Raw genomic sequence first — 21,641 nt, 5'->3', positions numbered from 1 at the left:
TCTTTTTAACCAGATCCTCTTGCCCGGAGACCAGTATGACCCCTGAATTCGTGATCGGCTTTGCCCGTCAATCCATTGAACTGACCCTGATGATCGCCCTGCCCATGTTGGGTATTGGCTTGATTGTGGGCGTCCTGGTCAGCATTATCCAGGCCGCGACGCAGATCCAGGAAATGACCCTGACCTTCGTGCCCAAGATCATTTCCATTTTTCTGGCGTTGCTGTTTTCCTTTCCCTGGATCATGGACAAGCTGGTCACCTTTACCCGTGAGTTGTTTTTGAACCTGCCGAACTATGTGGGGTAGCGCTGCACATCCATACATTGTCTGAATTGGTATCGAAATCGAAATCGTAATCGTGATCGTAATCGAACGTCGTGTCCAAGAGATGCTGTAATCATGTAGTGATGTACAGTATTTTCCGATTTCGATTTCGATTGCGATTTGGATTTTGATGAGAACAGGTTGCCTTGGGCCGGTTGTCGTCATCTCAACGTTTCTTCTTGCCCGGAACGGATGAATGTTTTAGTTTTCCCCGTGCCCCACATCCTGAACCCTTTCTCCTCCTCTTCGTGAATTCCTCCCGGCTGTTCTCCCTCCGGTCCTTCCGGTTGCTTCTGCCGTTGGCGTTCGGCCTGGCGGCGGCTTTCGTGCTCACGGGCTTGTGGAACAGGCATGCCGAGACCACGCCGAAGCTTGCCTCGCCAAGTCCGATGGCAACGACCAGCGCCGCCTCCGAGTCCTGGACGGCGGTGATTCTGGAAGCCAATATCCTGGGATTGGAAACTCCCGAACAAGAACAGCTCTCGCCGGAACCCGTCTCGGCGGCTACGTCCTTTGACTGGCGTTTGTTGGGCACGGTCATCGGGGCCAGGCCCAAGGCCCTGGTGCGTCGCGACGAGGAATTCGTGATCGCCGACCAGGGCGACGTGCTTGACGGATGGGAACTGGTGGAAGTGCGGACCCGGTCCGCGGTGTTCGCGTCCGGAGGTCGGCGGGAAGAAGTCCCGCTGTGGGACGGCGAGCAAGAAACAATGGAAGCAGGCGAGGGGGGGCGTCCGGCTGAGATGCAGACTTGGGCCGCTCCCGGCGTCGGGACCCGGGTCAGTCTTTCCCGGCAGGACGTCCAGCCGCTGCTTTCTGATCCGAATACGCTGCTGCAAATGGCCAGCTTCAAGCCGTTCACCGTGGACGGCCGGGTCAGCGGCTTTCAGGTGCTCAGCATCCGTCCGGATTCTCTGCTGCACAAGGTCGGGCTGCGTAACGGGGACGTGCTGGCCCGGATCAACGGCCAGGCGCTGACCGGGCCGACCCAGCTCCTCCAGGCCTATTCCGGCATGGACCGGTCTTCCCTTGTGACCCTGGATGTTCAACGAGCCTCCCAGATGCAGACGTTTATCCTTGAATTGAATTAGACCCCTTGTATTTTGCTGACCGTCGTCCGGCGAAGATGAGAGGAACGGTATCCATGAAGAGATTTTCGGCATATTCCGGTGCGTGGCGTTTGATCGCCCTGTTGCTCTTATTTTGCGGGCTCGTGCTGTTGCCAGGTATGGTTTTGGCCCAGGAGGCAGAGGAAGCCGAAGAACAGCGAATGACCGCCAACCTGGAAGGGATCACGCTACGTGATTTCATCGTATTCGTCGGCCGGTTCACCGGCCGGAACATGGTCTTTCGCGAGGATCAGATCCCACCGGTGAAGGTTTCCCTGCATTCCCAGGCTCCCATGACCGAACCGGAACTGTTGGCCGTGCTGGACCGGGTTCTGGCCAGCAACAATCTGGATCTGGTGGCCCAGGGCGACCTGTTCTACGTCCTGCAATCCCCGCAGGCCGCGGAAATGGTCGATCCGCTCCGGCCCGGGCTGGAGCCCGGGGAGGACAGCGAACTGTTGACCACGGTCATCCGCCTGCACCAGCGCTTGCCGCGGGAGCAGGTCAGCGAATTGTTGCAGCCCTTTGCTTCCCGGTTCGGGATGATCATGGAAGTTCCCCAGGCCCAGGCCTTGCTGCTTCGGGACACCCGTTCCAGGGTGCGCAAGATGCAGGAAGTCCTGGAAGCGGTGTTGTCCCTGGGCACGCGCTGGGACGTGGAATTGCTCCCCCTGCATCAGGCCCAGGCCGGGGTCACGGCCCGGAAGGTGGGCCAGTTGTACGAGGAACTGTTTTCCCGCGGCCATCTGGCCGAGACCCCGGTGATCCTGGCGGTGGAATGGTCCAACTCCCTGCTGGTGGCCGGCTCCGACGAGCAGCGTCAGGCCGTGCGCGGCTTGCTGGACAATCTGGATCGAATCACGGATTCCAGCGCGGACATGAGCATGTACGCCCTGAAGAACGCCAAGGCCTCCTCCGCCGCGGACGTGCTGCGTACTTTGCTCCAGGGAGACCAAGTCGGGGCGGAGGAGGAGGGCGTGAACGGTCGCGGCGTCTTGGTGGCCGCGGACGCGGAAACCAACTCCGTGCTGGTTCTGGCCGAACCGCGGATCCAGCGCCAGGTGGAATCCATCATTACCCACCTGGATCGTCCCCTGGATCAGGTCTTCGTGGAGGCCCTGATCGTGGAGACGTCCCTGACGAACAGTCAGGACTTTGGCGTAGAATGGGTCGTGGGCGGCGGAGGCTCCGACGGTGTGGCCACGGGCGGTTTTCTGGGTTCACCTTCGAACCTGGCTCCCTTGCTGGCGACGGCGGCTCCGCCGTTGGCGCCGGGAGGGTTTACCGTGGGTGCGTTGGGCAATTCCATCACCTATGCCGGTCAGACGTTTTCCTCCCTGGGGGCCCTGATCAGCTTCATGAAGACTGCACAGGACTTCAATATTCTTTCCACGCCGCAGATCATGACCCTGGACAATGCCGAGGCGGAAATCTTCGTGGGCGAGAATCGCGCCTACCAGGTCAGCGAGAAATACGACACCCAGAATAACGCCATCAAGACCTTTGAATACCGGGACGTCGGGATACGGCTGAAGGTCACCCCGCACATCAATGCCGAGACCGGGGTGATCCGGATGCAGGTGGAGCAGGATGTCAGCAACGTGATCGATTCGGCCGGTGAGGACGACCGGCCGCGAACCCGCAGCCGGAACACCAGAACCAATGTCCAGATTCCGGACGGGTTCACCATGGTCATCAGCGGGTTGATGCAGAACGAATTCGGCCAGATTCGCCGGGCCGTACCGGGGTTGTCCAAAGTTCCCGTTCTGGGCTGGCTGTTTCGCCGGGAGCAGATTTCTGCGGAGAAAGCGACTTTGATGGTCTTCTTGTCGGCCAGGATCATCAACACCGTGGCGCAGGCCGATGAGCTGACCAAGCGACGCATGGACAACCTGCGCGAAGGCCAACGGACCAGTCGCGAGCTGCTGCAGCGGGAGTTCTGGCAGGGTGGGGAGCAACACGGCTTCGACCTTGAGCAGGAGATGGGCCGTGAACTGGGCCGTGAACTGGGCCGGGAACCGGGGCGAGAACGGGATCATGAGTTGGAGCGGGAGCCTGGTCGATGATGCCCGATGCCGCGTTTTCCGCGTCACCGGACCTGTCGCGCTTGCCACAGGAGATCGTGAGCCAGTACCTGGCCTTTCCCCGGCGTAACGAATTTCTGCCCGTGGCCGCGGAAGACGGGGTGCTTCGGGTCTGGCTCCTGGCGGGCAGGGCCAGATCCCTGGCCGACTTCCTGGCATGGAGACTCGGCTTGGCGGTGCGCACGGAATTGGTCCGCAACGAGGTGTTTTTTCCGGCTCTGGAGCAGGCCTTGGCGCTCTGGGAAGAGGACGCTCCGGCGGAGGACGACGGGGAGGCCGGGGGTGAGGAAGCGGACGACTCCGGTAGGGAGCTGCTGGGCTGGTCCCATGAGGACGCGCCCATTGTCCGGCTGGTGAATCGGTTGCTGCACCAGGCGGTGAGCCAGGGGGCCAGCGACATTCACTTCGAGGGCCGGGAAAACGGCTTTCAGGTCCGGTTCCGGGTTGACGGCGAACTGCGCACCGAACGCCGCCTGGAGCTGGCGGTCCAATCCACGGTGCTGGCCCGGATCAAGGTCATGGGGCACATGGACGTGGCCGAAAGCCGGGCTCCGCAAGACGGGCGCTTTCAGGTCCGGGTGGGCCGCAAAGACGTGGACGTCCGAGTTTCCACCATGCCCACGCTCAACGGCGAAAAGGCCGTGCTGCGCATCCTGGACCGATCCAAAAATATTCTTCCCTTGTCCGACCTCGGCCTGGAGCCGGAGGCCGTGGCCGTGATCACCCGGATGATCGCCGCGCCCCACGGGATCATCCTGGTCACCGGCCCCACGGGCAGCGGCAAGACCACGACCCTCTACGCGGCCCTGCGCGAGCTGATCCGCGAATCCCGGAACATCATGACCGTGGAGGACCCGGTGGAATACCACCTGCCCGGCGTGAACCAGGTCCAGGTGAACCGGGCCGCCGGCGTGACCTTTGCCACGGCCATCCGCGGCTTCCTGCGCCAGGACCCGGACATCATCCTGGTGGGCGAGATCCGGGACCAGGAAACCGCGAGCACCGCCGTACAGGCCTCCCTGACCGGGCATCTGGTCCTGGCCACCCTGCACACCAACGACGCGCCCACCGCGGTCACCCGGATGCTGGAAATGGGCGTGGAACCTTTCCTGCTGGCCTCATCCCTGCATCTGGTCATCGGTCAACGCCTCGTCCGTCTAAATTGTCCAACGTGTTCCGCGCCTACCGATCCTTCCCATATCCCCCACTCACCTCAGCCATCGCCCATCATCGGCTGCGAAGCCTGTCGCCACAGCGGTTATCGCGGCCGCCAGGGGATTTTCGAGCTGATGCCCGTGGACGAGGCCTTGCGCAGCCTGGTCGTCCGGAAAGCCTCCGTGGAACAGCTCCGCACCCACCTCAAGACAACCGGCTTCCAAACCATGCACGACCATGGCCTTCGCCTCGTTGATCAGGGCAAAACCACCATGGAAGAGCTGTTGCGGGTCACCAGTCTGTAAGTCGGCTCTCCGGCTTTTCTCCTCGTCCTCTTTTTCGTCCTATTTCCCCCACAAACTCCCCAACCTTCCCGAGGCCGAAAAGGGTAGGTTGCCCAGTCCGGTCAGGGTGCCGGAGATGGAGTAGGTGGTGTTTTCCAGGCGGTTCCAGTCCAGGAAGCCTTCGGCGTCGGCGGTGACGCCCACCGGGCCGTCGGCTTGCAGGGGGGTCAGGCGGAGGTGGTTGCCTTCCAGGGTGGCCTGGCCGCGCAGGTTGATGGTCATGATTCCCGGGGCCAGCACCAAGAGCCCGGGGGCCTGGATGTCCAGCTCGCCTTGATGCGGGGGCTGGTCCCAGGTTTGCCAGCGGACGAACCCATCGGTCTCCAGGGTTCCCTGGACCCTCTGCTCGGGCATGAGCCGTTGCAGATCCACGCCGCCGGAAAGGCGCAGTTCCTTGTCCCAGCTCAAGTCGGCCACCAGGGTCGGGCCGGTGACCGCGGTCATGGTCACCGGGCGGGTCGTGCCCAGTTGGATGGTCAGCTTTGGAACGAAGAACCGGTTCTGGTTCACATGCAATTCAAAGTGCTGGTAGGTAATGTGCGTCAGCCCCCGGTCCCCGACGGCCTGCCAACTCCAGGAGGCGTTGGGCAGGTGGCCGAGGGTGTGCCGCAGCACCTGGCTCCAGAGCAGTTCCCTGGACAGGAAGAAGAGCACGCCGATCAGCAGGCCGATGAGGAAGATCGTGCCCACCGGGCCGAAGCGGCGGAGCAGGCCCGGTTTGGAGACGGTTTTGTCGGCGTCGCGGGGAGTTGGATCACGAAGAGCGTCCTGAGCAGGATTGGGAGAGGTCATCGATAGAGTACCAGTTGGAGATCGGCCAGGGACGGATTGTCCAGACGCCGGTTGAAGGTCATGGTGGAGGTTTGCAGGCCGCCGTCGCGGCTCAGGGTTTCCAGCAGGGCCAGCAGGTCCGGTAGGGTCAGGCGTTCGTAGTAAAGTTGAACTCCGTCCCGGCCCGTGGCCTGCAAGGCCGGCCTGACTGAAATCAGCTTGTCTTCCAGGCCGATGTCGCGGCTGAGCTGACGGGCCGCGACCAGGATCGGCAGGTTGGCCCGCTCCGGGTTCGGCCCACGGTCCAGGCTCCGGATTTCCGCGACCAATGCCGATACGTGCTGGTGGAGCTCCATGGCCGCTTCCTCACGAAGGATCGAGCGCTGGGTCGCGGCGTACAGCGAGAGCCAAGCCGCCATGGAACCCGCCGTGGTCAGGGCCAGGAGCAGATACAGGGCTCCGCGTCGGCGGCCGGACGGCCAATCCCGCCAAAAGGCCAAGTGGTGCAGCCGGTGCCGGAAGGAGATGGTTTTTACGTGATTCATGGGGTGGGGTGATCGGTTTGCCGGGTCTGCCTCAGTAGCTCACCCGCAGGGTCGCCAGAACGGCGTCGTCCGCGCTGGAGGCCTGGTCCAGGTCAAAACGGAGGCGACCCTGGCCCTCCAGGGCCTTGAGCAGGGATTCCAGTTGTTCATAGTCGGCCAGTCTGGCCCGGATGATCCCGGAATTCGGGCCCAGAGAGAAGTTTTCCACATGGAACTCCGGTGGTGCCGATGCGCTGAGCAGCCCCAGCATGGCCAGGGCGTCCGGTCCGGATTGGACCGGCCCCTGGAGCTGGCTATGTCGGAAGAGCAGGCGGCCAAAAGGATCGTCACCCAGGGGCGGGGTGAGTACTTCGGCATAGAGCCGATTGGTGGCCTGTTCCCAGTGTTCCACTTGGGCTTGTTGGTCCGTCAGGCGCAGGGCCTGTCCGGTGCAGATCAAAACTCCAAGAAGCGTCGCGGCGATCCACCATCGAACCAGGCCGCCCAGGTCCGATCCCTCGCCCGCCGCGGCGGGCAAAGGCAGGCGCAACTGGGACCAGCCGATGTCCGGAGCGGCCTGAAGCAGATCTGGCAGGCTCCATTGCGTGTCGACTTGGAGAGACCGTTCGGTATTCCCGGCTCCCGACGCTTCGCCGATCCGCGTTTCCAGTTCCGCGCCGTTGCCGGGAAAGAAGGTCATCTGGCCGTGGAGCATGGCCGCCGTGGTCCCGTCCTCCGGATTGTTCCAGACCCAGCTTTCGATCCTGCGTCGATGCCCCGCGTTCCAGGCCAGAAAAAACGGCGTGGTCACGGCGTTGGCTCGGGCCAGAACATCCTGGTGGCGACGAGCGAATTCGGTCAGCTCCGGGTGCGGAAGACAGCCCAAAAGGTGGGTGCGTCCGGCATCGAGCACGATCCCGGGGCCGTTTTCCGTCGTTTGGGCGGGAAAGACCTGCTCCAGTTCCAGGCGGGCCGCGGCGGTGCGCTGCCGGAGGCTGCCGGAATGGTGATCGCTCTCCGGCTGGTAGAAAAAGAACAAGCGATCCGGAATCAGCACCAACACCGGCAGGGAGCGCAAAGACTTCGAGGCCTGATCCGGATGCGGGACCGGATGAAGAGTTTGGCCGTCAAAGCGTTCCCAAACCGGGACGTCCTTGGTGAACCGGACGACGAAAAAATGGTTGCTGGTGGAGGTGCGGGGCAAGGGGGTGGCTCGTGTTCAATGCTTGGAAAAGGGATGGCTTGACGGTTACGGCACTGCGCTCAAAGCGGCCTGGACTCGATGATATCCCTGGCCAGAATTCTGGGCGCGGTGTCGGCGAGGATGGATGGCCGTTCCACGATGATCCGATGGAGTTCATACCATGCGGGTTGCCGGACCTCAACCGAGATTTCCAGGGTGTCCGCTTCCAGGGCCAGATGAGGCAGGACGCGCTGGTAGACGTCCATGGGCAGCCGGATGCGGGCGAGGAGTTCGTCCAGGCGCTGGAAACCGTGTTCCGTGCGGTAGCGCTGGATGGCCGGCCAGTAGGCTTCCAGTTCCGGAGCCACGGCCAGGATCAGTTCTTTGTCGGCCAGGTTCAGGTTGATCCGTCCGTCCGTTCCCCACACCGTGAAATGTCGGCGTACCCAGGCCGGATCGAGGTCCGTAAAGCCGGTGACCAGGAGCAGTTCTTCCGGTCGTTGCATCGGGCCTTTCCTGGGGCGATAGGATGGCCGGATTCCGGTGTAGGGTGCGTCGGCGGCGCGGGCCGAACCAGGCCGGTCCGGGTCATGGCCTTCACCCAGCCAGAGCATGATGTCCCGCGTATCGCCTCGGAAATTCACCCTGGAACCTTCGTGAAAGGTCTCATGGTGGAACAGGCGGGTCAGGCCTTCCCGCAACCTGGTCATGGCCTGGGGATGCAGGGAGGGCGGGTGCAGGGCGTTGAGGTTCAGCTTGGCGTTGGTGGGGATGATGGTGATCCGGATGCCGTCCTCGCTCCATTCCGGCGGGCTCGGGGGTTGGTCTGCCGCGTCGAGATGGTCGGCGGAAAGAGCGAGTAGTTCCATGGCTTTGTGCACCGCGGCTTCGGCCTGGAATCCGGCCTGGATGGTCTGGAGCAGCAGAATGTGTTCCTCCTCGGTCAGGGCGGCATGCTGGACGACACGCAACACCACGGTGCTGAACAGGAGCAGGGTGACCAGCACCAGGACGAGGACGGCGCCAGAGGAGCGGGGTGGGCGATCAAAGCGGCGCATCGTGCTCCAGGGATAGGCGATGGATGATATTCCATGCGGTTTTTACGTCGGCAGGGCGCAGTTCCAGCCGCAGGCCCGCCGGGGCCGGTCGCTCCGTGCCGTGCAGCCAGGAGCGCAGGTCCACCCAGCGGCCTTCGGTCAGATCGTGGAAGGCCAGGCTCCAGTCTTGCAAGTTCGAGATCACGAGCAGCTCCTGAACATAGTCCAGGTCCGGCTGCTCCTCGGTGCGGCGGACCTGGCGCTGGGAAAAGTCCCAGGTCACGGTCATGGGCAGGGGGCCGGGAACAAGGTGGTTGGCGACCGTCTCCAGCGTGAATCCGTGCTCCGTGATGGTCAGTTCCGTTTCCGGAAGCATGCCCCGCAGATCCATGCTCAACAACCGCTGCAGGACGACCCGGGAACGCTGGTTTTCAACGGTTTCCTCCAGGGCGGACGAGGCCACGACCCCGCGCCCGAGAATCGCCGCCAGCAATGCGGTGAGCATCCCGGCCACCACCAGGGCCACCAGGATTTCCACCAGGGTGAAGCCGGGAGGGGAGGGCGTAGGGCAGCTGTCGTGATGAGTGGAAGCGTTCCGTGGCGTCATTTTTTGGTTCTTCGTATCCATCACGGAGAGACCGCTGGCCAGGACCACTCCAGTTCCCGTCCCTCCAGGCGCGTGGTCAGGGTCACCCATGGGGAGGGGCGCTCCGGTGTCGGCGGGTTGGTGGTGATCCGGACGGCCAGAGGGTCGCGGCCATCAGGCGTCATCCCGCCGGACACCGTCAACTGAGAATCCCCGCGCCCAATATTCCGACCAATATCCCGGCCGATATCCCGGCCCATGAGCGCTTCCTGAGCCGTATTCAGGTGCAGCCAGAGCACGTCCGCCTGCCTGGCCTGGTTCAGACCGTGGCGTTGTGAGGCGAGCAGGCCGGAAGCCAGGATGGCGGCGATGACCAGGGCCACCAGGACTTCAACCAGAGTGAAGCCTCGCGGGCGGTTCGCGTCGCCGTGCTGATGCCGTGGATTGGTGGAAGAGCGTCCAAACGTCATGGGCCGTACTCGTTGACCAGGCGGGCGTCCAGGTCCGCGGTGATCCAGCGTTCCCCGTCCGTGAAGGAGAACAGGAGCCGGTCCATGTGGCCCTGGGGGTAGACGCGGAAGTGGCTGAAAGGGTGCGGGCATGGAATTTCGTTCAGAACGCAGCGGCTGGGCGGGTGCGGCATGCGGTGCGTCGCCTCGTTCCAGGACAGTCCGCCGGATACGGGATCCAGGCGAATGACCTGAAACCGACCGGTTTCAATCGCCGCGCTTCGAACCTGGTCCAGAAAGACGTTCATTTCATGCAGCGGTGCGTTGCTTCCGGAAGGCCGGGTGGGGTCCAGCCGGGGCAGTAGGGTGAACCAGCCCAGGCCGACGATGAACAGCACGATCAGCAGTTCGACCAGGGTCAGACCGGCGGAGGCGTGGTCGCGCGGGCCGGAGCGGCTCAATCGTCCAACTCCCAACTGTTGATGTCCTGGGCGAAGCCGGTCCCGCCCTCCTTGCCGTCCGCGCCCAGGCTGGTGATTTCATAGTCCCGGCCTTGTTGCCCGGGAGAGCGGTAGCGGTAGGCATTGCCCCAGGGGTCCCTGGGCACGGATGATGCTTCCAGGTAGCCGCCGTCGCGGTAGTTGCGGGGGATGGGGGCGATGTCCGGTTTACGGAACAGGGCGGCGAGCCCTTGCTCGGTGGTGGGATAGACCCCGTTGTCCAGCCGGTACAGGCGCAGGGCGGATTCCAGGGTGCGGATGTCCACCTTGGCCTTGGTCACCCGGGCCTCGTCCGGGCGATCCATGATTCGAGGCACAAGCAGCGTGGCCATCAGTCCGAGGATGACCACGACGATCATCAACTCGATCAGGCTGAAGCCGGATTGGCGTTTCATTGCATATCTCCAAGGGGTTGGTGGTCGGAAAGGGAAATCCAGGTCGGCGGCGAATCCTGAAGCAGGCTGCCTCTGACCGGCAGGAGGTCGGTTTTATCGGGCACGTTCCAACTGTCTAAGGATGTGCGAGCTTCTTCCATGGGTATCCACCACAGGAAAAAGCGATGCTCCGGAACATGCCGGCCCAGCAGCACATATCCGTCACTGGTCTGGATCGGATCGGCAAGGGCGTAGGTCCGCCCGCTCCAGGACACCGTCCCGTTCGGGGCCACGGCAAGGGGCGTCAGGCGAGTTGGTTCATTTTCGGGAGCGTCCGTGGGCCTTCCGGTTGCGGCCTGATACCAGCGTTGGGTCTGGTCCGGCTCGGTCACACGCAGCAGGCCGACATCGTCCGCGGCATGCACGCTGAACCGGGGAGTACCGAAATGCAGCTTGCGCAGCCAGTGCTCCCGGGCCGTGAGGAAGGTCAGCAAACCGGCGTCCAGGCTGAACCGCTCGAAAAAGTGGAGCAGATCCCAGGCCGTGTTTTGGTCCATGGCGGAGGCGTGTTGAGGCGGTAAAATATCTTCGACGGCAACGGCGCGGGAACCTGGAATGTCCCAGACTACCAGCTCGCGGCGCGACCCTTCGGGTAAAGGCTCGTTGGAGCCGTCGTGCGAGGGAGTCGGACTCTCCTGTTCGTCGCTCGCTGGGCGCAGAATGAGATGGCCGCCATGGAAGAGTGCTGCCCCAAAGGGGCCGCCAGGGATGCGGACCTGTTCCAGCAGGTTCAACTCCGGCAGGGTCCAGACCAACAGCCATCCTGCCCGGTCCACGCTCTGGAGCAGACCTTCTCGTGGGCTGAAAGCCAGGGCCAGGGGCGGGAAACGCAGGGTGCCGACGTGACGCATGGGGTCTTGTTCCAATACCGGGGAGGCGTTGGACGGGTTGGAAAAGGGTTCGCCGACCGGCCCCACGAACAGGCGTTGGCCGCTATCCGTGACCGCGGCCCAGGTCAATGAAGCGGACAGAGCCGCGACGCGCAATGGCCGCTGCCCGGGAACCGTGCCTACCCGGGCGCAGTGGCGCAGATCAAAGACATGCAGTTCCCCGCCTTGGGCATTGCCCGCGCCGAGAAACGGCCCGAGGCCGTCCCAGGTCAGCAGGGTGACCGGAGCCTTCGTGGGCAGGGTCAGGGAGGCGCAGGGCCAGGCGCTCCAAATGTGGATGTCTCCGTTGGCGTGGCCCACGGCCAGCCCGGCTTCCGGTATGTCGGCCATGCCTTCCCCGGCTTGCATTGCTCCGTTGGATGCCGCCGACGGCCCGAGCACAAAAGCGGTGACGTCGGACGCCACATGCAGGGTGACGGGCTCCCGGCTCATTTCCATGAAGTAGTCGCCGGATCGGTGCCGGGGATCGGAAGAGGAATCGGGCATTTGCTCCGGCACGGGGAAGTCGATGTTCGGAGGCCGATACTGGGTGCGCAGGCTTTGTTCGAGCATTTCGGCCAGCGTGATGCTCGGCCCAAAGGGGGTCTGTTCGGTGAGCAGGGGGGCGGGCTTGGGAGGCTGCGCCCCACGCGGGGCGCAGGCGGCGGACAGCAGGAGGAGCACGCCGATGAACAGGGCCATGCCGAGTAGGTGCCGGGGGGGCTGTTGGCCTTTGGCCGAAAAGCTTGTACTGCGTGAATCGGTCTCGCCCAAGGGGGCTTTGAGCTTCTGGGCGGTCATTTGGGTAAAATATCTCCAATCTCCGGCATCCCCACCATGCATCACGCCGATTCTTCCATTTCCCCCGCTTCGCCGGGATCTTTCGGACCTTCCGCGATGCGCCTGTCCGCACTGGACATGTTTCGCGGCGCGGCCGTGCTGCTGATGCTTGTTTATCATTTTTGCTTCGATCTTAATTACTTCGGGGTCGTTTCCATCCGGTTCCAAACCGACCCGCTCTGGCTGGGCCTGCGGGCGGTGATCGTGGGGGGCTTCGTGTTTGCCGTGGGCGCGAGTCTGGCCCTGTCCACCCACAACGGCTTGAACCCGCGGCGATTCCTGCGGCGTCAAATCATCCTGGGCGTCTCGGCGGGCTTGGTTTCTTTGGGCACGTACCTGATTTTCCCTCTGACCTGGGTGGTCTTCGGCGTCCTGCATTTCATTTTTGTTGCTCGAATTCTGAGCCTGCCGTTTCTGCGTCTGCACCATCTGAACCCGGCCTTCGGCGTGCTGTTCCTGCTCGTGGGCCTAACCGTTCAGCACCCGGTCTTCAACCATCCCTGGCTGCACTGGCTGGGCATGATGACCCACAAGCCCTTCACCGAGGACTACGTGCCGATTTTGCCCTGGTTCGGCGTCCTGCTCCTGGGGCTATACATCGGCCAGTCAATTCATCGCCACCGCCTGTCTATTCTCCAGGCGCCCTCGTCTCTTCCGGGATCCGGGATACTGTCCTGGCTGGGACGCCACAGCCTGCTGATCTATCTGCTTCACCAGCCGCTGTTCATGGGCGTGCTGTATCTGTTGCTGCGGTAGGTGTGAAGGGTCAGCCGACCCGGGACGTCAGATCAAAGATCGGCCCCATTACGGCCAGAACCAGAAATCCCACCAGCAGCCCCAGACCCAGGATCAGGGCCGGTTCGATCAGGGCGGCGAAGCGTTTCAGGGACGCGTCGGTTTCGCGTTCCAGGAGTTTGCCCAGGCGTTCCAGGAACGGGCCCAGTTTTCCGGCGGCCCGGCCGGCGCTGATGGCGGTCAGGAAGACGTCCGGGTAGACGCCCTGTTTCCAGAGCACGCCGTCCAGAGGCTGGCCGGTGGAGACTTCCCGGGCGGCCTGGAGCATTTTTTCCCGGAAAAAAAGCGACCCCACTCCCTGGGCCGAGCTTTGCAAGGCCTGGACCAAGGGGATTCCGGCCTGGATCTGAAAGGAGACCAGGCCGGAAAAGCGGGCCAGAACGCCCTTCTGGACCACCGGCAGCCGCCAGAGCAGGCGGTCCAGGCGGATGCGCCAGTTCGGGCGGCGCCTGTAGGTCGTCACGCCGAGGAAGATCATCCCGGCCAGACCCAGCAGCAGCAAGCCGCCCCAGGACTCCATCCAGGACCCGACATTCAGCAGCAGGCGGGTGTCCCAGGACAGTTCCCCGGCCGAGGCGGTGACGATGTCCGCGATCCGGGGCAGGACTCGAGAGAGCAGGAAAAAGACCGCGCCCAGGCCGATGATCAGGATGGTCAGGGGATAGCCCAGGGAGGTGAGCAGCTTTTCCCGGAAGTCCCGGCGGCCCTCCTCGTACCGGGCGATGCGTTCCAGGACTTCGCCCAACCGGCCCACCTGCTCCGCCACCTGGACCATGGCCGCGTACACTGGCGAGACGACGCCCGGGTGATCCTGCAGTGCCTGGGAAAAGGCCTGGCCGCCTTCCACCGCGTCGCGGATCCGGACCCAGAACCGGGCCGACGCTCCACTGGACATCCGGGCCAACAGATCCAGGCTCTGGGCCAGGGATCCGCCTCCCTGGATCATCATGCCCAGGGAGTAGAAGGCCTCGTCCAGGCGGATGCGCCGCGGCCAGGAGCCGGGGGAAAGCAGGCCGCGCAGAGTGCGGCCCTGCGCATGCCCGGCGTTGCCGAGACGGATCGGCAAGAGCCCTTGTTCCTGGAGTCTGGCATAGGCCGTGGCGCGGCTTTCGGCCTCGCACAGCCCCTTGCGCTGTTCGCCCTGCTGATCCAGGGCCACATATTGGAATGTCGGCACGGTGCTCCTTGTCCAAGAGAAAACAACCGCATAATTTTGCCCGCTTGAGCGGCGGATGTCCAATCCGGGACGTGATTCGGGATCAAAGAAAGTCGGTCCAACAACATCGTTTGTTTACAACCGATTATTCACTCTGTAGGATAATAAAGTTTTCACTCATGTTCTTGCCCAACTCGGTATCCCCGGGAGGTTGGCAATGACAGCCACCTCGAAGATCACGTCCAAAGGGCGGACAACCTTCCTCAAGACGTTCGAAAAGCCATGCTGATTGGCCCTGGAGACGTTATCGTCCGGGAAATCAAGCAGGAAGGCGTGGCCGGCGTTCGGCGACTGTCGGATCTTGAGGTTGACTGTCTTCATTGCCTGGAGAGCACGTTGAGCGAGTGGGATGGCCCCTTTGACAACGTTGCGTATCGTGACTTGTGAATGGTTTCAACTGGAGAAGACCATGAACACGATCCTGATCGGCAAGGGCCGGGAGCAGGTGTTTCTGCATGGACGGTACGCCAACCGGCACGGGATGATCGCCGGGGCCACGGGGACGGGGAAGAGCGTTTCCCTGATGGTCCTGGCCGAGGGCTTTTCCCGGCTCGGGGTGCCGGTGTTTCTGGCGGACGTCAAGGGCGACCTGGCCGGGCTGGCCATGCCCGGGGCCATGAACGACCGGATCCGGTCGCGGTTGGAGAGCATCGGGATCGAGGGCTACGCCAACGAGTCGAATCCGGTCCTGTTTTGGGACATCTTCGGCGAACTGGGACACCCGCTGCGCACCACGGTCTCCCAGATGGGGCCGACCCTGCTGGCCCGGCTGATGGAACTCAACGACACCCAGGCCGGGGTGCTGGAGATCGTCTTCCGTCTGGCGGACGAGGAAGGGCTGCTCCTGCTGGACCTCAAGGACCTGCGCTCCCTGCTGATCTTCACCTCCGAAAACGTGAAGAGCGTGTCGGCCCGGTTCGGGCTGGTTCACGCCTCGTCCCTGGCCGCGATCCAGCGGGCCCTGCTTCGGTTGGACGGGGACGGCGGCGACCTGTTTTTCGGCGAACCGGCCCTGGAGTTGACGGATTTCATGCGCCAGGACATGTCCGGCCGGGGGATCGTCAACGTCCTGGCCGCGGAGAAGTTGTATCTGCGGCCCAGGATGTATTCCAGCTTTCTGCTCTGGATGCTCTCGGAGCTGTTCGAGACCCTGCCGGAGGTCGGGGACCGGGATCTGCCGAAGATGGTCTTTTTTTTCGACGAGGCCCATCTGCTGTTCGCCGATGCGCCGTCGGCCCTGCGGCAACGGGTGGAGCAGGTGGTCCGGCTGATCCGGTCCAAGGGCGTGGGCGTCTATTTTTGCAGCCAGTATCCGGACGACGTGCCCCAGGAGATTTTGGGGCAGCTGGGCAACCGCATCCAGCACGCGCTACGGGCCTACACGCCTCGAGACCAAAAGGCCGTGCGTGTTGCGGCCCAGACCTTTCCGCCCAACCCCGCGGTGGACGTGCTCCAGTCCCTGACCGCCATGGCCGTGGGCGAGGCCCTGGTGACCACCTTGCAGGACAAGGGCATCCCACTGCCCGTGGAACGGGCTCTGGTCGCCCCGCCCCGATGCCGGATCGGCGTGATCACGCCGGAGGAGCGGCAACTTGTTCGCGGACGCAGCCCTTTGAGCGGGAAATACGACACGCCTGTTGACCGTGAGTCCGCCTATGAAATCCTCCAGGCCCGGGCCGCGGAGGCCGTGGCCGCGAAATCAATTGAGAGCACCGCTTCTGGAGGGAAATCGACCCGAAGCGAGGAAGCCGCGGGCGGCGGTGGGGCTACCGGTGGTGTCTCAGGGGCTATGCGGGACTTCCTGTTTGGCTCCAAGCGCCGTCAGGGCGCCCTGGAGGCCATGGGCAAGTCCGCCATGCGCACCGTGGGCAGCCAGATCGGTCGTCAGGTGCTGCGCGGCGTACTGGGCGGGCTGCTGGGCGGCAGGAAATAAGGCACGCCCGTTACTATCGGTCGGCTATATCGCTCGATACTTTCATCAACCTTTCAACCACATCACACATGACACAAAATACCATCAATCCGGCCCTTAGGAACATTGCGATCATCGCCCACGTCGACCACGGCAAGACCACCCTGGTGGACGCCCTGTTCAGACAAAGCGGCCTGTTTCGGGACAATCAGGAAGTGGCCGAGCGGATCATGGACTCCATGGATCTGGAGCGGGAGCGCGGGATCACCATCGCGGCCAAGAACTGCGCCGTGACCTGGAAAGGCGTGAAGATCAACATTATCGACACCCCGGGGCACGCGGACTTCGGCGGGGAGGTGGAACGCTCCCTGTCCATGGCCGACGGCGCGGTGCTCCTGGTGGACGCATCGGAAGGCCCTCTGCCCCAGACCCGGTTCGTGCTCAAGAAGACCCTGGAAGCCAGGCTGAAGGTCATCGTGGTCATCAACAAGATCGATCGTCAGGACGCTCGGGTGTCCGAGGTGCTGGACGAGGTCTACGATCTGTTCATCGACCTGGACGCTTCCGAGGAGCAACTCGATTTTCCGGTCTTGTACGCCATTGCCCGGGACGGGGTGGCCAAACGCTCCCTGGACGAGCCCGGGGAAAATCTGCACCCGCTGTTTGACGCGATTCTGCAAACCATACCCGGACCGACCTATGATTCGGATATGCCGTTTCAGATGCTGGTGGCGGACCTGGGCTATTCGGACTATTTGGGCCGCCTGGCCATCGGGCGGGTGGTCAATGGCCGGGCCAGGCAGAACGAGCAGCTGGTCTGCATCAACGCTTCGGCGGAGCTTCTTCCGCTGCGGGTCACCAAATTGCAGACCTACGCGGGTCTGTCACTGAAAGAGGTGGGCGAGGTGGAACCCGGAGACATCGCGGTGCTGGCCGGGATCGAAAACGTGCATATCGGGGACACCATCTGTACCAAGGCCGAACCCTCGGCCTTGAAGCGGATCGCCGTGGACGAGCCCACCGTGGCCATGAAGTTCACCATCAATACCTCGCCGCTGGCCGGACGGGAGGGCAAGTTCGTCCAGTCCCGGAAAATATGGGAGCGGCTGGTCAAGGAATCCCTGAGCAACGTGGCCATCCGCGTGGAAGAGACCGAAGACCGGGACAGCTTTGTGGTCAAAGGCCGGGGCGAGTTTCAGATGGCCATTTTGATCGAGACCATGCGTCGGGAAGGGTACGAACTGAGCGTTGGCCGACCCGAGGTGATCTACAAGGATGTGGACGGGAAGCGGCACGAACCCATGGAGCACCTGTTCGTGGACTGCGAGGAGATTTTTCTTGGGGTGGTCACGGAAAAGCTGTCCATCCGCAAGGGACGGATGTCCAATCTGGTGAACAAGGGCACCGGCCGGGTGCGGGTGGAATTCTCCATTCCTTCTAGGGGTCTGATCGGTTACCGGGACGAGTTTCTGACCGACACCAAGGGGACCGGGGTGATGAACTCCTACTTTTCCGGGTATGAGGAATACCGGGGAGACTTCCCGACCCGGTTCATGGGCTCCATCGTGGCGGACCGGTCCGGGACCGCCGTACCCTACGCCCTGTTCAACCTGGAGCCCCGGGGCAGGCTGTTCGTTTCACCGGGCGAGCCGGTCTACGAAGGCATGATCGTCGGCGAGCACAACCGGGAGAGCGACCTGAACGTCAATGCCTGCAAGGAAAAGAAACTGACCAACATGCGCGCTTCGGGCAAGGACGAGGCGGTCATCCTGACGCCGGTGCCGCCGTTGACCCTGGAGTGGGCTCTGCATTTCATCCGGGAGGACGAACTGCTGGAGGTCACGCCGCATTCCATCCGGCTGCGCAAGACGATTCTTTCTGCCTCCAAACGGCATGTTCTGGGGGGGAAATAGAAACGGAGGGGGTGGAGTTCCTGGCACGACGGCATGGAAGCCGAAGGACGCAAGACGCCCCTGGAAGATGTTCCGGGGGCTCGCGGAGCGTAAAAAAAAGCGAGAAAGGGGGCCGGGCCGAGGCGGAGCTTTGGGCAGCCGCCCCCTTGCCGTACGGGGTTGCCTATTTTTCCCGAAAAACGATCCGTCCCTTGGTCAGGTCATAGGGAGACAGCTGAACACGAACCTTGTCTCCGGGCAGGATGCGGATGCGGAACTTGCGCATTTTTCCGCACAAATGCCCCAAAATAGTGTGCCCGGTCTCCAGCTCCACGGAAAACAGGGTGCTCGGCAAGGCTTCCTGAACAATGCCGCTCATTTCAATACATTCTTCCTTGGCCATTTGGCCTCCTTGGGTTGTCTTGTTCAAGGCCCGCGGGGATGAAAAAAGCCCCGCCCTCACGAAGATAGAGGACGGGGCTTCGCAAGGGCCTTATTGAATCAATGCAGTCGGGTAGCCGTTACCAGCGCTTGGACTGACGGTTCCTGTCCCCGTAGCCGCCGCCACCGCCACTGGGACGGGGGGCACGTTCCTGAGCTTCGTTGATGCGCAGGCTACGTCCCTGGAAATCTTTGCCGTCCAACGCCTCCTGAGCGGAACGGGCTCCGGCTTCGTTCATTTCCACGAAGGCGAAACCACGCGGACGACCTGTTTCACGATCACTAATCAAGGCCACGGAAAGAACTTCGCCATAGGTGGCGAACAGATCGCGAATATCGTCTTCCTGGGCGGTAAAAGGCAAATTCCCAACATACAACTTACTTGACATGCGAATAACTCCAAAAAAGGTTGAGGCGGACATTCTGTCTCTCTGAATCCGGGCACACCCCGGTGTTCAGGTAGAACGGGACTCCGCCGTTGCAAATCGAATTCAAAGTAACTACTCGGATTGGATTGGGCTGTCAACAAAAACATTTTGCCGTGAGCATTTCTTCAGAACGTGAATCTTTGAGGAGACCGCATCAGTGTTTGGCGTCGCCGCGAAGTATTGTCGAGACGCCGGTTTTGGTCGTGCCGGGCTCGTGCTGATCGGGCCGTCGCTTTCAGATTCAAACCGAACAATCAGGAGCGTGAACGTTGAGCATTCGTCAGGGCATTCTTCTGCTCGGCGCGATAGCCGCGCTGAGTCTTGCATATCTGCTGGCGGAGAGCGCCGTGCGGCGAACGGCCGCGTACCGGGCGCAACGGATCGTCGCCGAGGAACTGCGTCTGGTTCCGGCCTTGTCGGCCATCGTGCACGAGCTGCAACGCGAGCGCGGGCTGACTTCCGGCTATTTGGGCCGTCCTTCCTGGGAACACCTGGAGCTGATGCTCGCCCAGCGCGAGCGCACGGACGAGGTGCTTGCCGGGCATCCGCTGTCCGACGCGGAGGTGCGGCGGCTGCACGCGGAGCTTCAGGCGATGCGCGTCCAGGCCCTGGACGGGAACGTGTCCTGGACCGCGCCCCATGCCTTTTACACCAGGGAGGTGGAGCGGATTGTGGGCCGTCTGGCCGAACTGACGCGGACCAGCCCCGTGGTTCCGGAGGATCTCCAAGCCCTGGTGCATCTCGTGACAGCCAAGGAAGATCTGGGCCAGATTCGTTCCCTGGTGAATCGTTCCCTGCAAGACTGGAAGAACGTGGACGTGGAGACCAGCTATGCCGCGGCCCGTCTTGAAACCCGGGTGCGCTCCAGACTGGACCTTTTTCGAGGCAACGCTTCCTCCGAGGCTCTGGCCGTCTTTGATCGGGTGGTCGCCGGGGACGCGGTCCGGGAAGCCCTGGAACTTGTTTCCCTGATCGCCTCTCCGCGCTACAGGGAGGTGAACGTTGAAGGCGATTCCTGGTTTGACCTGGTCAGTCCGCCCATTGATGGAATCCGGAAAGTGGAAAGGACGGTCCTGGAGACGGTGGCCCGAAACGTGGACGATCTGATGCGCGCCGTTCGTTCCGGACTTGCACGGGACATCGTCCTGATCCTGGGGATCGGCCTGCTGGTGTTCGGCTTGGTGGTCTACACCATGCGCAAGGTGCTCCACGCCCTGGACGCGCTGACCGCAAGTATCGACAAGGTCGTCGAAAGCCGCGATTTTTCCACCCGTATCCGTGTTTCAGCCCAGGGAGAAGCCGGGATCATCGTGCGCGGATTCAACAAACTGCTGGACGCCGCCGAGGGGTTGCTCAAGGAAAAGCATCGCCTGGCCTATACCGACGCCCTGACCGGCATCCCCAACCGGCTCTACTTCAACGAGGTCGCCCACAACACGCTGGCCCGCAGACAGCGCCATCCCGGCTCCTTGTCCTTGATCATCCTGGACATCGATCACTTCAAAAAAGTCAACGACACCTTCGGCCACGACGTGGGGGACGACGTGCTGCGCGAGTTCTGCGCCCGCATTCAGGGAGCGATCCGGAGCATCGATCTTTTCGCCCGCTGGGGCGGGGAGGAGTTCGTGATCCTGCTGCCCGACGACGGCCCCGAAGCCGCGGCCCTTTTGGCTGAAAAGCTTCGTCTGATGGTGGAGTCCGAACCCTTTGCCGGAGCGGGCCGGATCACCTCCAGCTTCGGGGTGGCCGGGCTCCTGCCCGACGAGGAGTTCGACGGCCTGTGCAAGCGGGCTGATCAGGCCCTGTACGAAAGCAAACACCAGGGCCGCAACAGGGTCACCGTTGCCTGAGCACGATTCTTACCCAGCCGGCCTTATCCGGCGTCCTGCTCGCGCCTGGGCAGCCATCGTCCCAGAGTCTCGCACAGCGACCGAGGATCAATGGGCTTGGTCAGATGGTCGTCCATGCCTGCTTCCTTGGAGCGTTCCCTGTCTTCCCGCATCGCTCCGGCGGTCATGGCGATTATCGGCATTCGCCGAGAGGGCTGAGGGCTGAAACCTGAGGGCTGAGGTTCAGAGAGCCGATCTCCGACGTCTGTCTCCTGTCTCCTGTCTCCTGCCTCCTGCCTCCTGACCTCTAATCCTTCTCGTCGTTTCCAGTCCGTCCATTCCGGGCATTTGCACGTCCATCAGCACCAGGTCGTAGTCGTTTTGCTCCAGGGCTTTGAGGGCTTCCAGGCCGTTGGACGCGACGTCGGCTTGGAGGCCCAGTTTTTTGAGAATTCCCAGGGCCACCGTCTGGTTGACCTGATTGTCCTCCACCAGCAGCACGCGTCCGACAAATAGTGGGTAGTCGGTGATCGGTGATGCGTGGTTCCGGTTGCTCGGCGCGGCCTCGGGGCTTTTCCGGTCTTGTACGGCCAGCGGAATCACGAACCAGAATCCCGATCCCTCTCCGACGCGGCTTTCCACGCCCATCTTGCCGCCCATCAGTTCGACGAGCTGCTTGCAGATGGCCAGGCCCAGGCCGCTGCCTCCGTACTTGCGGGTGCTTGAGGCATCCGCCTGTTGGAACTTCTCGAACACCCCAATTTCCCAGGCCTTGGTTCCGGAGTCCGCGATCAGCAGGTAGTACATCGTGGGGGCCAGGATTTGCCGGGCCACGGTCAGGAAGTCGGGGTCGTCGTCGACGATCAGGATGGTCTGCATGGTTCTCAAAGGGTGTTCAGGTTTCAGGAATCATTCGGCCA

At 62.8% G+C, this 21,641-nt stretch carries 22 protein-coding genes; 8 read left to right on the top strand and 14 right to left on the bottom strand.

The genetic code is table 11. The annotated features are described in order from the left end of the window. The first annotated feature begins 35 nt into the window (after nucleotides 1-35). From fliQ to DESLA_RS0109485, 4 genes are all read left to right on the top strand, one after another. Entirely contained in the window at nucleotides 36-305 is a 270-nt protein-coding gene (gene fliQ / locus DESLA_RS0109500; protein ID WP_028572266.1) for a flagellar biosynthesis protein FliQ, read from the top strand. A 305-nt stretch (nucleotides 306-610) separates the two neighbouring features. After that, nucleotides 611-1,414 carry a PDZ domain-containing protein gene (locus DESLA_RS0109495; protein WP_156932916.1) on the top strand — a complete coding sequence of 268 codons (804 nt, stop codon included), beginning with the start codon at nucleotides 611-613 and terminating at the stop codon, nucleotides 1,412-1,414. 53 nt (nucleotides 1,415-1,467) lie between these two features. After that, on the top strand, nucleotides 1,468-3,498 hold the full coding sequence (gspD, locus tag DESLA_RS0109490) for a type II secretion system secretin GspD (RefSeq protein WP_028572264.1): 2,031 nt from the start codon (nucleotides 1,468-1,470) through the stop codon (nucleotides 3,496-3,498). Then, on the top strand, nucleotides 3,495-4,976 hold the full coding sequence (locus DESLA_RS0109485) for a GspE/PulE family protein (protein ID WP_245590032.1): 1,482 nt from the start codon (nucleotides 3,495-3,497) through the stop codon (nucleotides 4,974-4,976). Before gspD ends, DESLA_RS0109485 begins: the two co-directional genes overlap by 4 nt. Before the next feature lie 39 nt (nucleotides 4,977-5,015). On the opposite strand, the gene DESLA_RS0109480 is transcribed toward DESLA_RS0109485, so the two are convergent. The 9 genes from DESLA_RS0109480 to DESLA_RS0109440 are packed head-to-tail and all read right to left on the bottom strand — an operon-like array spanning nucleotide 5,016 to nucleotide 12,169. Then, nucleotides 5,016-5,807: a hypothetical protein gene (locus DESLA_RS0109480; RefSeq protein WP_028572262.1), complete on the bottom strand. Its 792-nt coding sequence runs from the start codon at nucleotides 5,805-5,807 to the stop codon at nucleotides 5,016-5,018. Next, the gene (locus DESLA_RS22885) at nucleotides 5,804-6,331 is read right to left on the bottom strand and encodes a hypothetical protein (protein WP_051434549.1); all 528 of its coding nucleotides are present in this window, start codon (nucleotides 6,329-6,331) and stop codon (nucleotides 5,804-5,806) included. The genes DESLA_RS0109480 and DESLA_RS22885 overlap by 4 nt, the downstream gene beginning before the upstream one ends. Nucleotides 6,332-6,362: 31 nt before the next feature. Then, a complete protein-coding gene (locus DESLA_RS21730; RefSeq protein WP_028572261.1) occupies nucleotides 6,363-7,514 on the bottom strand; it encodes a hypothetical protein in 1,152 nt (383 codons plus the stop codon). Between the two features lie 59 nt (nucleotides 7,515-7,573). Next, entirely contained in the window at nucleotides 7,574-8,551 is a 978-nt protein-coding gene (locus DESLA_RS0109465) for a type II secretion system minor pseudopilin (protein WP_028572260.1), read from the bottom strand. Next, complete coding sequence (locus tag DESLA_RS0109460) at nucleotides 8,538-9,227, bottom strand: PulJ/GspJ family protein (protein WP_084031991.1); 690 nt, start codon at nucleotides 9,225-9,227, stop codon at nucleotides 8,538-8,540. The genes DESLA_RS0109465 and DESLA_RS0109460 overlap by 14 nt, the downstream gene beginning before the upstream one ends. Beyond that, on the bottom strand, nucleotides 9,158-9,586 hold the full coding sequence (locus DESLA_RS19735; protein WP_035261638.1) for a type II secretion system protein: 429 nt from the start codon (nucleotides 9,584-9,586) through the stop codon (nucleotides 9,158-9,160). Before DESLA_RS19735 ends, DESLA_RS0109460 begins: the two co-directional genes overlap by 70 nt. Beyond that, the gene (locus DESLA_RS22880; RefSeq protein WP_051434548.1) at nucleotides 9,583-10,026 is read right to left on the bottom strand and encodes a prepilin-type N-terminal cleavage/methylation domain-containing protein; all 444 of its coding nucleotides are present in this window, start codon (nucleotides 10,024-10,026) and stop codon (nucleotides 9,583-9,585) included. Before DESLA_RS22880 ends, DESLA_RS19735 begins: the two co-directional genes overlap by 4 nt. Then, complete coding sequence (gene gspG / locus DESLA_RS0109445; RefSeq protein WP_028572258.1) at nucleotides 10,023-10,460, bottom strand: type II secretion system major pseudopilin GspG; 438 nt, start codon at nucleotides 10,458-10,460, stop codon at nucleotides 10,023-10,025. Before gspG ends, DESLA_RS22880 begins: the two co-directional genes overlap by 4 nt. After that, the gene (locus DESLA_RS0109440; protein ID WP_028572257.1) at nucleotides 10,457-12,169 is read right to left on the bottom strand and encodes a hypothetical protein; all 1,713 of its coding nucleotides are present in this window, start codon (nucleotides 12,167-12,169) and stop codon (nucleotides 10,457-10,459) included. The genes gspG and DESLA_RS0109440 overlap by 4 nt, the downstream gene beginning before the upstream one ends. Nucleotides 12,170-12,265: 96 nt before the next feature. Here DESLA_RS0109440 and DESLA_RS0109435 point away from each other — a divergent pair, with 96 nt between their 5' ends. Next, nucleotides 12,266-12,964: a heparan-alpha-glucosaminide N-acetyltransferase gene (locus DESLA_RS0109435; RefSeq protein WP_028572256.1), complete on the top strand. Its 699-nt coding sequence runs from the start codon at nucleotides 12,266-12,268 to the stop codon at nucleotides 12,962-12,964. 10 nt (nucleotides 12,965-12,974) lie between these two features. On the opposite strand, the gene DESLA_RS0109430 is transcribed toward DESLA_RS0109435, so the two are convergent. Then, nucleotides 12,975-14,180 carry a type II secretion system F family protein gene (locus tag DESLA_RS0109430; protein ID WP_028572255.1) on the bottom strand — a complete coding sequence of 402 codons (1,206 nt, stop codon included), beginning with the start codon at nucleotides 14,178-14,180 and terminating at the stop codon, nucleotides 12,975-12,977. 448 nt (nucleotides 14,181-14,628) lie between these two features. Between DESLA_RS0109430 and DESLA_RS0109420 the strand changes: the two genes are divergently transcribed. Together DESLA_RS0109420 and typA are read left to right on the top strand one after the other, a co-directional pair. Further along, entirely contained in the window at nucleotides 14,629-16,152 is a 1,524-nt protein-coding gene (locus tag DESLA_RS0109420) for a helicase HerA-like domain-containing protein (protein WP_028572253.1), read from the top strand. Nucleotides 16,153-16,220: 68 nt separating this feature from the next. Continuing rightward, nucleotides 16,221-18,044, top strand: coding sequence for a translational GTPase TypA (gene typA / locus DESLA_RS0109415; protein WP_028572252.1), 1,824 nt, complete (start codon nucleotides 16,221-16,223; stop codon nucleotides 18,042-18,044). A gap of 163 nt (nucleotides 18,045-18,207) precedes the next feature. On the opposite strand, the gene infA is transcribed toward typA, so the two are convergent. Both infA and DESLA_RS0109405 read right to left on the bottom strand, forming a co-directional pair. Continuing rightward, on the bottom strand, nucleotides 18,208-18,426 hold the full coding sequence (infA, locus tag DESLA_RS0109410) for a translation initiation factor IF-1 (protein ID WP_028572251.1): 219 nt from the start codon (nucleotides 18,424-18,426) through the stop codon (nucleotides 18,208-18,210). 118 nt (nucleotides 18,427-18,544) lie between these two features. After that, nucleotides 18,545-18,853 carry an RNA recognition motif domain-containing protein gene (locus DESLA_RS0109405; RefSeq protein ID WP_028572250.1) on the bottom strand — a complete coding sequence of 103 codons (309 nt, stop codon included), beginning with the start codon at nucleotides 18,851-18,853 and terminating at the stop codon, nucleotides 18,545-18,547. Nucleotides 18,854-19,161: 308 nt separating this feature from the next. Here DESLA_RS0109405 and DESLA_RS21720 point away from each other — a divergent pair, with 308 nt between their 5' ends. Further along, a complete protein-coding gene (locus DESLA_RS21720) occupies nucleotides 19,162-20,742 on the top strand; it encodes a GGDEF domain-containing protein (protein ID WP_051434547.1) in 1,581 nt (526 codons plus the stop codon). Nucleotides 20,743-20,765: 23 nt separating this feature from the next. Here DESLA_RS21720 and DESLA_RS22400 read toward each other — a convergent pair whose 3' ends face one another. Together DESLA_RS22400 and DESLA_RS0109390 are read right to left on the bottom strand one after the other, a co-directional pair. Then, entirely contained in the window at nucleotides 20,766-20,909 is a 144-nt protein-coding gene (locus DESLA_RS22400) for a response regulator (protein WP_169732615.1), read from the bottom strand. Nucleotides 20,910-20,964: 55 nt separating this feature from the next. Next, the gene (locus DESLA_RS0109390) at nucleotides 20,965-21,600 is read right to left on the bottom strand and encodes a response regulator (RefSeq protein WP_028572249.1); all 636 of its coding nucleotides are present in this window, start codon (nucleotides 21,598-21,600) and stop codon (nucleotides 20,965-20,967) included. Between the last annotated feature and the right edge of the window lie 41 nt (nucleotides 21,601-21,641).

The organism is Desulfonatronum lacustre DSM 10312, from assembly GCF_000519265.1.
Lineage (GTDB): Bacteria > Desulfobacterota > Desulfovibrionia > Desulfovibrionales > Desulfonatronaceae > Desulfonatronum > Desulfonatronum lacustre.
Note: the sequence above shows the minus strand (reverse complement) of the source record. Positions and strands in the feature narration are given on the sequence as shown.